At 68.2% G+C, this 14,276-nt stretch carries 10 protein-coding genes; 5 read left to right on the forward strand and 5 right to left on the reverse strand.

Annotated features, from left to right (window positions below):
• Positions 1 to 23: 23 nt before the first annotated feature.
• The 4 genes from ACUTAG_RS22265 to risA all read right to left on the reverse strand — a co-directional run bounded on the left by ACUTAG_RS22265 (position 24) and on the right by risA (position 3,387).
• Positions 24 to 542 carry a carboxymuconolactone decarboxylase family protein gene (locus ACUTAG_RS22265; protein WP_006389230.1) on the reverse strand — a complete coding sequence of 173 codons (519 nt, stop codon included), beginning with the start codon at positions 540 to 542 and terminating at the stop codon, positions 24 to 26.
• A gap of 73 nt (positions 543 to 615) precedes the next feature.
• On the reverse strand, positions 616 to 1,164 hold the full coding sequence (locus tag ACUTAG_RS22270; protein WP_006389231.1) for a peroxiredoxin: 549 nt from the start codon (positions 1,162 to 1,164) through the stop codon (positions 616 to 618).
• A gap of 59 nt (positions 1,165 to 1,223) precedes the next feature.
• Positions 1,224 to 2,618, reverse strand: coding sequence for a sensor histidine kinase RisS (risS, locus tag ACUTAG_RS22275; RefSeq protein WP_006389232.1), 1,395 nt, complete (start codon positions 2,616 to 2,618; stop codon positions 1,224 to 1,226).
• 34 nt (positions 2,619 to 2,652) lie between these two features.
• A complete protein-coding gene (gene risA, locus ACUTAG_RS22280; protein ID WP_003813882.1) occupies positions 2,653 to 3,387 on the reverse strand; it encodes a response regulator transcription factor RisA in 735 nt (244 codons plus the stop codon).
• Between the two features lie 131 nt (positions 3,388 to 3,518).
• Here risA and tsaB point away from each other — a divergent pair, with 131 nt between their 5' ends.
• Entirely contained in the window at positions 3,519 to 4,775 is a 1,257-nt protein-coding gene (gene tsaB, locus ACUTAG_RS22285; protein ID WP_446650346.1) for a tRNA (adenosine(37)-N6)-threonylcarbamoyltransferase complex dimerization subunit type 1 TsaB, read from the forward strand.
• Positions 4,772 to 5,701, forward strand: coding sequence for a uracil-DNA glycosylase (locus tag ACUTAG_RS22290; protein ID WP_241122290.1), 930 nt, complete (start codon positions 4,772 to 4,774; stop codon positions 5,699 to 5,701). The genes tsaB and ACUTAG_RS22290 overlap by 4 nt, the downstream gene beginning before the upstream one ends.
• A gap of 69 nt (positions 5,702 to 5,770) precedes the next feature.
• Here ACUTAG_RS22290 and lplT read toward each other — a convergent pair whose 3' ends face one another.
• Positions 5,771 to 7,087, reverse strand: coding sequence for a lysophospholipid transporter LplT (lplT, locus tag ACUTAG_RS22295; protein WP_054484616.1), 1,317 nt, complete (start codon positions 7,085 to 7,087; stop codon positions 5,771 to 5,773).
• Positions 7,088 to 7,399: 312 nt separating this feature from the next.
• Here lplT and smc point away from each other — a divergent pair, with 312 nt between their 5' ends.
• The 3 genes from smc to ligA are packed head-to-tail and all read left to right on the forward strand — an operon-like array spanning position 7,400 to position 14,143.
• Positions 7,400 to 10,933, forward strand: coding sequence for a chromosome segregation protein SMC (gene smc, locus ACUTAG_RS22300; protein WP_020924729.1), 3,534 nt, complete (start codon positions 7,400 to 7,402; stop codon positions 10,931 to 10,933).
• A gap of 46 nt (positions 10,934 to 10,979) precedes the next feature.
• Positions 10,980 to 12,044, forward strand: a complete 1,065-nt coding sequence (locus ACUTAG_RS22305; RefSeq protein ID WP_054484617.1) for a cell division protein ZipA C-terminal FtsZ-binding domain-containing protein — start codon at positions 10,980 to 10,982, stop codon at positions 12,042 to 12,044.
• Entirely contained in the window at positions 12,044 to 14,143 is a 2,100-nt protein-coding gene (ligA, locus tag ACUTAG_RS22310) for an NAD-dependent DNA ligase LigA (protein WP_006389238.1), read from the forward strand. Before ACUTAG_RS22305 ends, ligA begins: the two co-directional genes overlap by 1 nt.
• The last annotated feature ends 133 nt before the right edge of the window (positions 14,144 to 14,276 follow it).

The raw sequence follows: 14,276 nt of genomic DNA on the forward strand, positions 1-14,276 counted from the left end.
GGGCCAGCGTGGCGGAGGCGGGCTTACTTGCCCTGCGCGGCCAGCGCCAGGGCGGCGGCGTTGACCACCGCGGCGATGCGGCCGGCGTCGCGCAACTGCTCGGTCGACAGGCCGTCCTGCTTCAGGTTCTCGTAGTGCGAACCGACGCAGAAATGGCACTTGCCGATGATGGAGGCCACCAGCGCGAACAGCTCGAAGCGCTTCTTTTCCACGCCGCCATGGGTGGCGTAGGCATTCATGCGCAGCTGGGCCGGCAGGCTCTTGAGCTGGGCGTCGCCGCTCATCTCGACGTAGGGGTACCAGGTGTTGTTCATGCCCATGAGCGCCGAGGCGGTCAGCGCGGCATTGGCGTCGGTTTCGGACAGGCCGCTCTTGAAGGCTTCGATCAGCACCGGGCTGCGCGCGGCGTAGGCGGCCGACAGGGCGGCGCCGACGGCGTCTTCCGGGGCCAGGGTCGAGCGGGCGATCACGGCGTCCAGATTCAGGCGGATGTCCTTGGCCCAATCCGGCAGCTGTTCCTTAATGGTCGTCAGAAATTCCATAGTTTTTACCTATAATCTAGCGCAGTTAAAGCCCGGCGAGGGACCCGCGAGCAGGTCCCGGCCGGGCTGGAAATTACAACGTGGCGCCGCCAACCGTACGGTTGCACGGGCACAGCTCGTCGGTTTGCAGGCCGTCGAGCAGACGCAGCACTTCTTCCGGGTTACGGCCGACGTTCAGGTTGTTCACCGAAACGTGCTGGATCGTGTTGTCCGGGTCGACGATGAAGGTGGCGCGCAGGGCAACGCCAGCACCCTTTTCACGCACGCCCAGCTGGTCGATCAGGGCGCCGGTGGTGTCGCCGAACTGGTAGTGACCCAGCTTGTTCAGGTCCGGGTGCTCACGGCGCCAGGCCAGCTTGACGAATTCGTTGTCGCTCGAGCCACCCAGCAGGACGGCGTCGCGGTCTTCGAAATCCTTGGCCAGCTTGTTGAAGCCGACGATTTCGGTCGGGCACACGAACGTGAAGTCCTTCGGGTAGAAGTAGATCACCTTCCACTTGCCGGGGAACGAGCTTTCGGTGATGTCTTCGAAAGCCGAGACGCCGTTTTCTTCGTGCTGGTTGAAGCCGGGCTTGACGCCGGTAACCTTGAAGGGCTCGAGTTTGTCGCCAACAGTTTTCATGTTTACTCCCAGTAGTTGTTGGTGGAATTAAGGCGGTGCCTCAAACCATAAATTCTACGCTATGGATTATCGTTGTCTAATTGATAATTCCTAAACTTCGCTTTGGGCAGCTCTATGCGGGCGGTCAGGCCGCCACCCTCGCGCGGCAGCATGCGCAGGGCGCCGCCCACGTGCTTGAGCAGGCGTTCGACGATGGCCAGGCCCAGGCCGGCGCCGCTGACGCCGGTGCGGGCGGCCTCGCCGCGCGAGAACGGCCGCAGCAGGCGGTCGACGTCTTCGGGGGCGATGCCGGGGCCGCGGTCGGACACCTCGATGACGATCATGCCGCCCTCAGCTTGCAGTGTCATGACCAGATGGGCCATGCCGTCGGTCGAACGGCCATAGCGGCGCGCGTTCTCGATCAGGTTGCTGACGATGCGTTTCAGGTCCAGCGCGGTGATGCGCGCGCGCAGGCCCGGTTCGAGGGTGGCGTCCAGTTCGCCGCCCAGCGAGGACGTGTGGCTGCGTTCACGCTCGTACAGCTCGGCCAGCACGGCCGAGATATCGGTGGCCAGTTGCGGCAGGGTGCCGGCGGGACGGGCGTATTCCATCAGCTGGCCGATACTGTGGTCGATCTGGCCCAGGTCCTCGTCGATGGCCTGGCGCGCGTCTTCCGACACGCCGCTCAGTTCGATTTCCAGGCGCATGCGCGCCAGCGGCGTGCGCAGGTCGTGGGAAATGCCGGCCAGCATCAGCTCGCGGTCGGCCTCGGCCTGCCGCAGGTCCTTGGCCATGCGGTTGAACGAGGCGTTCAGGTCGCGGATTTCCAGCGGCCCCTGCTCGGGCAGGGGCGCCGGGGTCTCGCCACGCGACAGCACCTGCGCCGCGCGCGCCAGCCGCGACAGTGGCCGGTTGACGAAGCCGACGCTGACCGCCGCGCCCACCAGGGACAGCAACAGCGCCGTGGCGCCCCATCCCAGCCATTCGATGCCGCCCGTCAGCCCGATTTGCTCGCGTTCGAACACCAGCCAATATAGGTCTTTCTCGATCTGGAAACTGACCCAGAAGCCCGGCACCTGGTTCACGCCCCAGGCGATCTGGGTCTCGGGGCCGAAGCGCGTGCGGATGTGCTGCGCCACGCGCTGCCAGTAATCGTCGTCGGGAAGGGCTTCGGCGAAGTCGGTGACCTCGCGCGGATAGACCTGGATGCCTTCATTGGTGGCCAGGTCGAGCAGGAGCTTGCTGCGTTCGCCGTTGTGCGAATAGATCAGCGCGGTGCGCGTGATATTGACGGCCGTGATCACCCGCTGCGCCATTTGATTGGCGCGCGGTCCCAGCTCCATGCTGAAGAAGACTTGTAGCCACGCCCCCAGGCTGACCAGCATGAGCGCGGCCAGCAACAGGAACGTGCGGCCGAACAAGCCGAGCCGCAGACGTGAAGTCAGGTTCCTGAAGGTTTTGCGCAAGCGGGGCACGAGGCTGCGCTCCTGCCCGGGGCGGGCGTGTCGATCAACTGCCACCGTCCGGCACAAACACGTATCCGAGACCCCAGACGGTCTGGATGAATACGGGCTTGGACGGGTTCGGCTCGATCAGCTTGCGCAGGCGCGAGATCTGCACGTCGAGGCTGCGGTCGAAGGCTTCGTATTCGCGGCCGCGGGCCAGTTCCATGAGCTTGTCGCGCGACAGCGGAATCTTCGGGTGGCGGGCAAACACCTTGAGCACCGAGAATTCGCCGGTGGTGATGGGCACCTGTTCGCCGTTGCGCGTGAGCGTGCGGGTCGACAGGTTCAGCACGTAGGGGCCGAAGGCGATGGATTCGTTTTCCTGGCTGGGAGCGCCGGGATGTTCCTCGGTGCCGCGGCGGCGCAGGATCGCGTTGATCCGGGCCAGCAGTTCGCGAGGGTTGAACGGTTTGGACAGGTAGTCGTCCGCGCCCATCTCCAGGCCGACGATGCGGTCGATTTCTTCCGCCTTGGCCGTCAGCATGATGATGGGGGTGTTGTCGTGGCCACCGCGCAGCCGGCGACAGATGGACAGGCCATCCTCGCCGGGCAGCATCAGATCCAGCACGAGCAGGTCGAAGTGCTCGCGTTGCCAGAGTTTGCCCATCTCTTTGGCGTCTTCGGCAACGAAAACGTTGAATCCCTGCTCGGACAGATACCGGCGCAGCAGATCGCGCAAGCGCGGATCATCGTCGACGACGAGGATTTTTCGGGTGGGGGTGGTGTTTTGCGTATTCATGGCCGGAAATGTAACAGTGACAAGAACCAGCGGCTAGTGGGCGTTCACAAGATATTACACATTGCGAACCATGGTTGAAATCCCCCTTACATACGGGGGCAAGCCCCCGGTATTTCGTACAATCTGCATCTATGGAACTAAACCTGCTGGCTCTGGAAACCTCTTCGTCGCGCTGCGGCGTGGCCCTTTTGCGCGCCTTCGACGGGCGGCTGGAGGTCGCCGTTCGCGAACACGAGGGCTCCCAGGAGCACGCGGAACGCCTTTTGCCCATGGCCAACGAACTGCTGGCCGAGGCCGGCCTGGCGCCCGGCGCCCTGCAGGCGGTGGCGTTCGGCCAGGGGCCGGGCGGCTTTACCGGGCTGCGCGTGGCCTGCGGCGTGGCCCAGGGCATGGCCATGGGGCTGGGAATCCCGGTATTGCCGGTGGTGTCGCACCAGGCCGTGGCCGCCCAGGCGGGCGGCGTGCCGGACGACGCCATCGTGGTGGCGCTGGACGCCCGCATGAATGAAGTCTACCTGGCGGTCTATCGCCCGGTTGCCGGTGCCGATGGAGAGTCCGTCTGGGAAACCCTGCAGGCCCCCTTGCTGATCGCGGCGGCCGAGGTCGTGCCCTGGACGGCGCACCACCTGCCCGCGTGGTCCCGCGCCGCTGGCCGGGCGCTGCAGCCCCTGCTGGCGGGCGATGCCTGGGATGCCTACGCCGCGGACATGTCGATACCGGCCGGATGGCGGCGCGCCGGCGAGGCGCAGCGGCCCGAGGCCGCCAGCGTCGCCCGCCTGGCGCGCCAGGCCTGGTCGCGGGGCGAGGCCGTCGCGCCGGAGCAGGCCGCGCCGCTCTACGTCCGAGACAAAGTGGCTTTCACCACCGCGGAACGCCTGCGGGGCGAGGGCGGCAACCCCAAGGCGCAATCCACGCTGGCGCCGGCATCTCCCCAGCCGCTGACCGACGCCGACCTGGACGAGGTGGTGGCCCTGGAGGCCAATGTCCAGTCGTTTCCCTGGACCCGCGGCAATTTCGCCGACGCGCTGGCGGCCGGCTATGGCGCCTGGACATTGCGCCGTGATGGCCGCGTGGCCGGTTTCTGTATCCTGATGTTTGCGCCCGACGTGGCCCATCTGCTGGTGATCGCGGTGGCGCGCAGCCTGCACCGCCAGGGGCTGGGCAGCGTCCTGCTCGACTGGTGCGAACAGCAGGCGCGCGAGCGCAGCCTGGACGGCGTGCTGCTCGAAGTGCGCCCATCCAATACCGCGGCGGTCGAGTTCTACAAGGCCCGCGGCTACCTGCAGATCGGCCTGCGGCGTGGCTACTATCCGGCCGAAAAGGGCGGACGCGAGGATGCCCTGGTGATGCAGAAGCGCCTGGACAGGCCCAAGGGAGCGACGGCGTGACGGCCCCGAACCCCACGCAGTCGGCGGCCGCGCCCCGCGTCAATCCGCTGCAGCGCCTGTGGCTGCGCGAGCTGGGCATGGAGCGCCTGTGGCTGCGCCCGGCGCCGCGGCCCGCGGTCGCGTCCGAGGCCCAGGCCGTTGTTTCCAAACAGGATTCGCCGGCAATGGCGACGCCGGGCGGCGCGCCGCCGGCACCGGTCCGCGACGCCGCGCCAGCGCCGACGGCCGTGGCATCGCCCGTCGCCGCGCGTCCCGCCGGGCCCGGCCCGGGCCTGCGCAATGGCCCGCCGCCCAAGCCGGCGCCCAAGCCCGAGGTCGCGGCCGACGCCGCCCCGGCGCCGATTCCGGTGGCCGAAGCGGTCAAGAACGCCAACCTGGACGAATTGCGCGAACAGGTAGTGGCCTGCACCGCCTGCGGCCTGTGCAGCGGGCGGCGCCATGCGGTGTTCGGCCACGGCGGCCAGCCCACGCGCTGGCTGGTGGTGGGCGAGGCGCCCGGCGAACAGGAAGACCGCCAAGGCCAGCCTTTCGTCGGCCGTTCCGGGCAATTGCTGGACTCGATGTTGTCGGCGGTGGGCATGAGCCGCGAGCGCGATGTATTCATCGCCAACGTGATCAAGTGCCGGCCCCCGGGCAACCGCAATCCCAAGCCCGAGGAAATCGCGGCTTGCAGCCCTTACCTGATGCGCCAGATCGCGCTGCTCAAGCCCGAGCGCATCCTGGTGCTGGGCCGGTTCGCGGCCCAGACGCTGCTGGGCACGGACGCGACCATCGGCAGCCTGCGCGGCCGCGTGCACCAGATGAAGACGGAAGAGGGGCGCGAGATCCCGGTGATCGTGAGCTATCACCCGGCCTATCTGCTGCGCAGTCCGGCCGAGAAGGCGCGCGCCTGGCAAGACCTGAAACTGGCGGCCCGGCAACTCTAGGCCGGGCCTGGCCGGCCGGCAAGACCGCCAATGAGCGGGCGCCACAAGGGCAGCCCGCCGCGATGATGATCAGCGCGCGTGCGGGTCGAGCGCGTGGCCGTGGCCTTCCTGGCCGATCTGGTCATGCAGCTCGGGGTTGGCCGCCAGGTTGCGCCGGCTCCAGCGCATGAACACCACCATCAGCACGGCCACCACGGTGCCGAAGATCACGATGATGATGTTGATCGGCAGTTGCAGCCACAGCAGCAGGGTGTACATGGCCACCATCAGCAGGATGTTGAGCTGCTCGTTGAAGTTCTGCACCGCGATCGAATGGCCGGCCGACAGCAGCACGTGGCCGCGGTGCTGCAGCAGGGCGTTCATGGGCACCACGAAAAAGCCCGCCAGTCCGCCGGTGATCAGCAGCAGCAGGTAGACGCTCCAGGGCGAATAGACCAACGGCATCAGCAGCACCACCAGCCCCATGGCCGCGCCCACCGGCAGCACCGCCAGGGCGCGCCGCAGCGGAATGCGGCCGGCCAGGATCGAACCCACCACCGTGCCCAGGGCGGCCACGCCCATCAGCATCGAGGCCTTGTCCAGCTGGTAGCCCAGGTGGCTGCGGCCCCATTCGATGACGATCAGTTGCAGCGTCGCGCCGGCGCCCCAGAACAGGGTGGTGACGGCCAGGGAAATCTGCCCCAGCTTGTCCTTCCAGAGCACGCGGACGTAGCCCCAGAAGGTGCGCATCAGCTTGACCGGGTTCTTCTGCTGCGGCGGATAGCGCACGTGGGTCGGCGGGATCAGCAAATTGCACAGCGCCGCCAGCAGGTAGACGAAGGCGATGACCAGGATGGCTGCCTCGGCCGGCGTGTGGACCAGCTTGCCGATGAAGGAATGTTGCAGCAGCGCGGTCGATACCGTGGTCGAGATCAGCAGGCCGCCCAGTACCGTGCCCAGGATGATGGAGAAGACGGTAAGGCCTTCGATCCAGCTGTTGCCCTTGACCAGCATGGTGGGGGGCAGCATTTCGGTGACGATGCCGTACTTGGCGGGGGAGTAGGCCGCCGCGCCGATGCCCACCACACCGTAGGCGGCGCAGACCAGGTAGGTCTGGTATTCAGGGGCGACGCCGATGCTGGCGTACGAGAACATGAGCAGACAGCCGGCCACCTTCAGGGCGTTGGTGGAGAACATCACGCGGCCCTTCGGATAGGAGTCGGCGATGGCGCCGACGAAGGCTGCCAGCACCACATAGGCCAGTGCGAAGGACCATTTCATGATCGGGGCCAGCCAGTCCGGGCCGTGCAGTTCCTGTATCAGGGCGATCGCGGCAATGAATAGCGCGTTGTCCGCCAATGACGAGAAGGCCTGCGCGGCCATGACCAGATAGAAACCTCGTTTCAAGAATGTCCCCGTACTTTGACCTGAGCCCGGTCGGTCTGCGTGAAAATTATGCGTCTTGCGAAAAAGTGTCAGCGAGTATAGCCCGTGGCGCGGGTAGGGCTATTCAGCGTTTGCCCGTGGGTTGCGGCAGGTCAGGCGGCGCGCGGCATGGGGGAGGGCAGTCCCCGGCTTGACCGTTGTTCACGTTTGGGGACAGACTGCCTGCGGTATCATACGACCCATCCGCGAGCCGGCCCCCCAGGGGCCGGTTTGCAATGTGTGCGGCAGGTCCGTTAACGCCTTTCGTTCAACCCACCCCGTCGTCATCGTACTGTGCGTCTTACTCAGCTCAAACTCGCCGGCTTCAAGTCCTTCGTCGATCCCACCGTGATTCCCGTGCCCAGCCAGCTGGTGGGCGTGGTGGGCCCCAATGGCTGCGGCAAATCGAACATCATCGATGCGGTGCGCTGGGTGCTGGGCGAGGCCAAGGCCTCGGAACTGCGCGGCGAGTCCATGCAGGACGTCATCTTCAACGGCTCGGGCAACCGCAAGCCGGCGGCCCGGGCCTCGGTCGAAATGGTGTTCGACAACAGCGAAGGCCGCGCCGCCGGGCAATGGAGCACCTACGCCGAAATCGCCGTGCGCCGCGTGCTGACGCGCGACGGCACCAGCAGCTACTTCGTCAACAACCAGCAGGTCCGCCGCCGCGACATCCACGACATCTTCCTGGGCACGGGCCTGGGCGCGCGCGGCTACGCCATCATCGGCCAGGGCATGATCAACCGCCTGATCGAGGCGCGCCCCGAGGAACTGCGGGTGTTCCTGGAAGAAGCCGCCGGCGTGTCGCGCTACAAGGAGCGCCGCCGCGAGACCGAAAACCGCCTGTCCGACACGCGCGAGAACCTGACCCGCGTCGAAGACATCCTGCGCGAACTGAACAGCCAGCTGGAAAAGCTGGAAGCCCAGGCCGAGGTCGCCACCCGCTACCGCGAACTGCAGGCCGACGGCGAAAAGAAACAGCATGCGCTGTGGTTCCTGAAGGAAACCGGCGCGCGCGAAGAGCGCGCCAAGAAAGCCCAGGAAATGGCCCAGGCCCAGAACGAGCTGGAAGCCGCCATCGCCGGCCTGCGCGCCGGCGAGGCCGCGCTCGAATCCCGGCGCCAGGCCCATTACGCCGCCAGCGACGCGGTCCACACTGCCCAGGGCGCGCTGTACGAGGCCAACGCCCAGGTCAGCCGCCTCGAGGCCGAGATCCGCCACGTGGTGGATTCCCGCAACCGCCTGCAGGCGCGGCGCGACCAGCTGCAGCAGCAGATCGCCGAATGGAACAGCCAGCGCGAGCACTGCGCCGAGCAGATCGCCCAGGCCGAAGAAGACCTGGCCGCCGGCGCCGCCCGCACCGAAGAGGCGCGCGCCGCCGCCGAGGACGCCCAGGCCGCGCTGCCGTCGGTCGAGCAGCGCGTGCGCGAAGCCGCCTCCGGCCGCGACGAGATGCGCGCCGCCCTGGCCCGCGTGGAACAGAACCTGGCCCTGGTGGCGCAGACCCAGCGCGATGCCGACCGCCAGATGCAGGCCCTGGAGCAGCGCCGCGAGCGTCTGCAGCAGGAACTGCGCGAATTGCACAGCCCCGACCCGGTGCGCCTGGAGCAACTGGCCGGCGATCGCGTCGCCGGCGAGGAACAGCTCGAGGAGGCCCAGGCGGAACTGGCCACCCTGGAAGGCAAGGTGCCGGACGCCGACGCCGAGCGCAGCCGCGCCCAGGCCGCCGCCCAGACCGATGCGCAGAACCTGGCCCGCCTGGAAGCCCGCCTGTCGGCCCTGGTGAAGCTGCAGGAAGACGTGCAGAAGCAGGGCGCCCTGGAACCCTGGCTGGCCAAGCACGAGCTGGCCGGCCTGTCGCGCCTGTGGCAGAAGCTGCACATCGAACCGGGCTGGGAAACCGCCCTGGAAGCCGCCCTGCGTGAACGCATGGCCTCCCTTGAAGTGCGCAGCCTGGACTGGGCCCGCGCCTTTTCCGACGACGCGCCGCCCGCCCGCCTGGCCTTCTACCAATTGCCCCCCGCGGCGCCCGCCCCGGCGGCGCCCGCGGGCCTGACGCCGCTGGCCAGCCTGCTGCGCATCACCGATCCCGATCTGCGCACGCTGCTCAATGACTGGCTGGCCGGCATCTATACCGCCACCGACCTGGCCCAGGCCCTGGCGACCCGCGCCACGCTGCCGGCCGGCGCCGCCTGCGTGGTCAAGGCCGGCCACCTGGTGGATGCGCACAGCGTGCGCTTCTACGCCCCGGATTCCGAACAGGCCGGCCTGCTGGCGCGCCAGCAGGAGATCGAAAACCTGCAACGCGAGATCAAGGCGCAACAACTGATCGCCGACCAGGCCCGCGCCGCTGTCGCCCGCGCCGAAGTGGCCTGGCAACAGGTGAGCCAGGCGATCGCGCCGGCGCGCCAGCGGGTCGCCGAAGTGACCCGCCGGGTGCACGACATCCAGCTGGAACACTCGCGCCTGCAGCAGCAGGCCGAGCAGTCCGGCCAGCACGCCGCGCGCTTGCGCCAGGATCTCGAAGAGATCGCGGCCCACGAAGAAGACCTGCGCGCCACCCGCGAAGAGGCCGAGGCCCGCTTCGAGGCGCTCGACGAGGAGCTGGCCGAACACCAGTCCCGTTTCGCCGACGCCGAAATGGATGGCGAAACCCTGGCCGCCCAGGCCGAGGCCGCCCGCGCCCGCCTGCGCGAACTCGAGCGCGCCGCCCAGGAAGCCGAGTTCGCCGAGCGCGGCATCCAGGTCCGCATCACCGACCTGCAACGCAACCAGCAACTGGCGGCCGACCAGAGCCAGCGCGGCAGCGTCGAACTCGAACAATTGCTGGCTGACCTGGTCGACCTGGACGCCTCGGCCTCCCAGGCCGGCCTGCAGGACGCCCTGGAAGTGCGCGCCGAGCGCGAAGAGGCGCTGTCGCGCGCCCGCCAGGAAATGGAAAACCTGGCGGCGCTGCTGCGTGGCGCCGACGAAGACCGGCTGCAACAGGAACGCACGCTCGAGCCGCGCCGCGCCCGCATCACCGAATTGCAGCTGCAGGAACAGGCCGCGCGCCTGGCCGAGGAACAATTCACCGAGCAGCTCAACGCCCGCGAGGTCGACCGCGAGGCCCTGGCCCAGGACTTGGCCAACCAGCCGGACGAATGGCGCCGCGCCAGCTGGCTGCAATCGGAAGTCACCCGCATTTCGCGCCAGATCGAGTCGCTTGGCTCGGTCAACCTGGCCGCGCTGGACGAGCTGAACACGTCGCGCGAGCGCAAGGGCTTCCTGGACGACCAGCACCAGGACCTGATGACCGCCATCGAGACCCTGGAAGACGCGATCCGCAAGATCGACCGCGAAACCCGCGACCTGCTGCAAGAGACCTTCAACGTCGTCAACGGCCACTTCGGCGAACTGTTCCCCAAGCTGTTCGGGGGCGGCGAAGCCAAGCTGACCATGACCGGCGAGGAAATTCTCGATGCCGGCGTTCAGGTGATGGCGCAGCCGCCGGGCAAGCGCAACAGCACCATCCACCTGCTGTCGGGCGGCGAAAAGGCGTTGACCGCCACCGCGCTGGTGTTCGCGCTGTTCAAGCTGAACCCTGCGCCGTTCTGCCTGCTGGACGAGGTGGACGCGCCGCTGGACGACGCCAACACCGAGCGCTACGCCAACCTGGTCGCCAACATGAGCGAGCAGACCCAGTTCCTGTTCATCTCGCACAACAAGATCGCGATGCAGATGGCCAAGCAACTGATCGGCGTCACCATGCAAGAGCAGGGGGTTTCGCGTATCGTTGCGGTAGACATAGATTCGGCCGTCCAGATGATGGCCTCCGAAGCGGCATAAACCCAATATTCAGAATGGCGCCGGCTTCCTGGCGCGGGATTTACACATGAGTGATTTGCAGATCGGGCTGATTGCCCTGGGCGTCTTGCTGATACTGCTGGTGCTGGGCTTCAACTGGTGGCAGGACCGGCGCGTGCGCCGCAAGATGCAAAGCCATTTCCCCACCTCCGAGCAGGATCCGCTGCTGGGGGCGGGCGCCAACGCCGCCGCGGGCGCCGCGGCCGTGCGTCGCGAGCCCGGTATGGGCGACGCGCCCAAGGCGCACCCGGAGCAGCCCAGGCCGGTCGATCCGGGCAGCGATGCCGACGATGCCGAGGAACCCGATCCCGCCTGCGAAGTGGTCATCGAGATCAACTTCGCCGAGCCGGTGCGCGGCGCCGACCTGCTGCCCTACATGCAGAGCCTGCGCCAGGTGGGTCGCAAGCCCATGCGCGTGTTCGCCGAAACCGACCAGCGCCGCCATCGCGCCCGTGTCCATGCCGGCGAGTCGTATGCCTCGATGCAACTGGCGGTGCTGCTGGCCAATCGCAGCGGCCCGCTGACCGCCATCGAATGGTCGCAGGCCTGGGCCCGCGCCCAGGACATGGCCGAACGCTTCGATGCCACCATCGAGGGCCCCGACCAGCAGGCCGTGCTGGAGCAGGCCGCGCGCCTGGACGACACTTGCGCCGCGCTGGATACCCAGGTCGGCCTGACCCTGTTGCTGGGCACCGCCCAGCCGGCCGCCGAGGTGCTCAACGTGGCCCGCGACGCCGGCTTCGTCGCCGATGGCAACCGCCTGGCCTGGCCTGCCGAGAACGGCGTGGCCCGTTTCACGCTGGCGCGCGCCGATGGCGCCGCCTTCGACGCCGGCATGGGGGGCATCGAACGCCTGTACCTGCTGCTGGACGTGCCCTGCAGCCCCGCCGACAGCCGCGCCTTCGGCCGCATGGTGGACGTGGGCCGTGAACTGGCCGCCCGCCTGCGCGCCGACCTGGTCGACGACCAGGGCAAGCCGCTGGCCGACGGTTCGGAAAGCGTCATCGACGAACGCCTGCAAGTGTTGTTCGGCCAGCTCGAGCAGGCCGGCCTGCCGGCCGGCAGCGAGCGCGCCCAGCGGGTGTTTGCATAATGAGCAAGGCCGGAGGGACCCCCGCGGCGGAAACCGCGGCGCGCCTGCGCGCGGAAATCGAGCAGCACAACGTCCGCTATTACGTCTACGACGACCCGTCGATCTCGGATGCCGAATACGACCGCTTGATGCGCGAGCTGCAGGACCTGGAAGCCGCGCATCCCGAACTGGTCACGCCCGAATCGCCCACGCAGCGGGTCGGCGCGGCGCCGGTCTCGGCCTTCGGCAGCGTGCGCCACGCGGTGCCGATGCTGTCGCTGGGCAACGCCTTCGACGAAGAAGATGTGGTGGCGTTCGACCGCCGCGTCACCGATACGCTGCGCGGCGCCGGCCTGCTGGGCCCGGCGCAGCAGGCCGAATACTTCTGTGAACTCAAGCTCGATGGCCTGGCGATCAGCCTGCGCTACGAGGACGGCCGGCTGGTGCAGGCCGCCACCCGTGGCGACGGCCAGACGGGCGAGGACGTCACCTCCAATATCCGCACGATCAAGGCGATCCCGCTGCAGCTGAGCGGCCCGGCGCCCAAGGTGCTGGAGGTGCGCGGCGAAGTGCTGATGAACCGCGCCGATTTCGAGAAACTCAACGCGGCCCAAGCCAAGCGCGACGAGAAGGTCTTCGTCAACCCGCGCAACGCCGCCGCCGGCAGCCTGCGCCAGCTCGACCCGCGCATCACCGCCAAGCGGCCGTTGCGCTTTTTCGCCTACGGCTGGGGCGAGGTGCGGGGCCTGCCGGGCACGCAGAGCGGCCTGTTCGACGAAGCGTCGGCCGGCGCGGCGGATGCCTCGACCCTGCCCGAGAAATCGCATGGCGCCATGCTCGACTGGCTGGCGTCGCTGGGCCTGCCGGTCAATGTGAAGCACAACCACCGCGCCACCGGCGCCGAGGGCCTGATGGCGTTCTACGCCAAGGTCGGCGCCCTGCGGCCCGAACTGCCCTACGACATCGACGGCGTGGTCTACAAGGTGGATTCGCTGCCGGCACAGAAACTGCTGGGCTTCGTGGCGCGCGCGCCCCGCTTTGCGCTGGCGCACAAATTCCCGGCCGAGGAAGCCACCACCACGCTGCTGGACATCGAAGTGCAGGTCGGCCGTACCGGCGCCATCACCCCGGTCGCCCGGCTCAAGCCGGTGTTCGTGGGCGGCGTGACCGTCACCAACGCCACGCTGCACAACGAAGACGAGATCCGCCGCAAGGACGTGCGCATCGGTGACACCGTCATCGTGCGTCGCGCCGGCGACGTGATTCCGGAGGTGGTGGGCGCGGTGCTCGAGAAGCGTCCCGCCGACGCGCGCGAGTTCGTCATGCCCAAGGCCTGCCCGGTCTGTGGCTCGGCGATCGAGCGCCTGGAAGACGAAACCATCGCCCGCTGCACCGGCGGGCTGTTCTGCGCCGCGCAGCGCAAACAGACGCTGTGGCACGCGGCCAGCCGCAAGGCGCTCGATATCGAGGGCCTGGGCGAGAAGCTGGTGGAGCAATTGGTGGACAGCGGCCGCGTCAAATCGCTGGCCGACCTGTTCAGCCTGCGCCCGCTCGAACTGGTCGGGCTGGACCGCATGGGCCAAAAATCGGCCGACAACCTGGTCGAGGCCATCGACAAGGCGCGCGCGCCGGCGTTGGGACGCCTGCTGTTCGCGCTGGGCATCCGCCACGTGGGCGAGACCACGGCGCGCGACGTGGCCCGGCACTTTGGCAGCATCGAGGCCATCATGGACGCAGACGAGGACGCGCTGTCCTCCGTGCCGGACGTGGGGCCGGTGGTGGCGGGGTCGATCCGCCGCTTCTTCGCCGAACAGCACAATCGCGACGTGATCGGGCAGCTCAAGGCCCAGGGCGTGCATGCGGTGGCCGAGGCCGTGCCGCAGGACACCACGCTGGCGGGCAAGACCTTCGTGCTGACTGGCACGCTGCCCAACTGGACGCGCGAGGAAGCCTCCATGCGCATCCAGGCCGCGGGCGGCAAGGTCAGCGGCTCGGTGTCCAAGAAGACCGCCTATCTCGTGGCCGGCGAAGACGCCGGCAGCAAGCTCACCAAGGCCCAGGAACTGGGCGTCACGGTGCTGGACGAGGACGGGCTCAAGGAATTGCTGGGTTCCTCCTGATTAATCCGGGCCGCGTTGCCGGCCCGGCGCCTGGCCCTGTCGAACAGGCCGCCCGCCCTTGGCGCGCGGCCTGTTTCCATTTTCGCCACGCTCGGGGCCGTTCCATCGGGCTTTTGCGGCCGCCCCGCGAGAC

Source organism: Achromobacter sp. CSND-B12 (assembly GCF_052906545.1).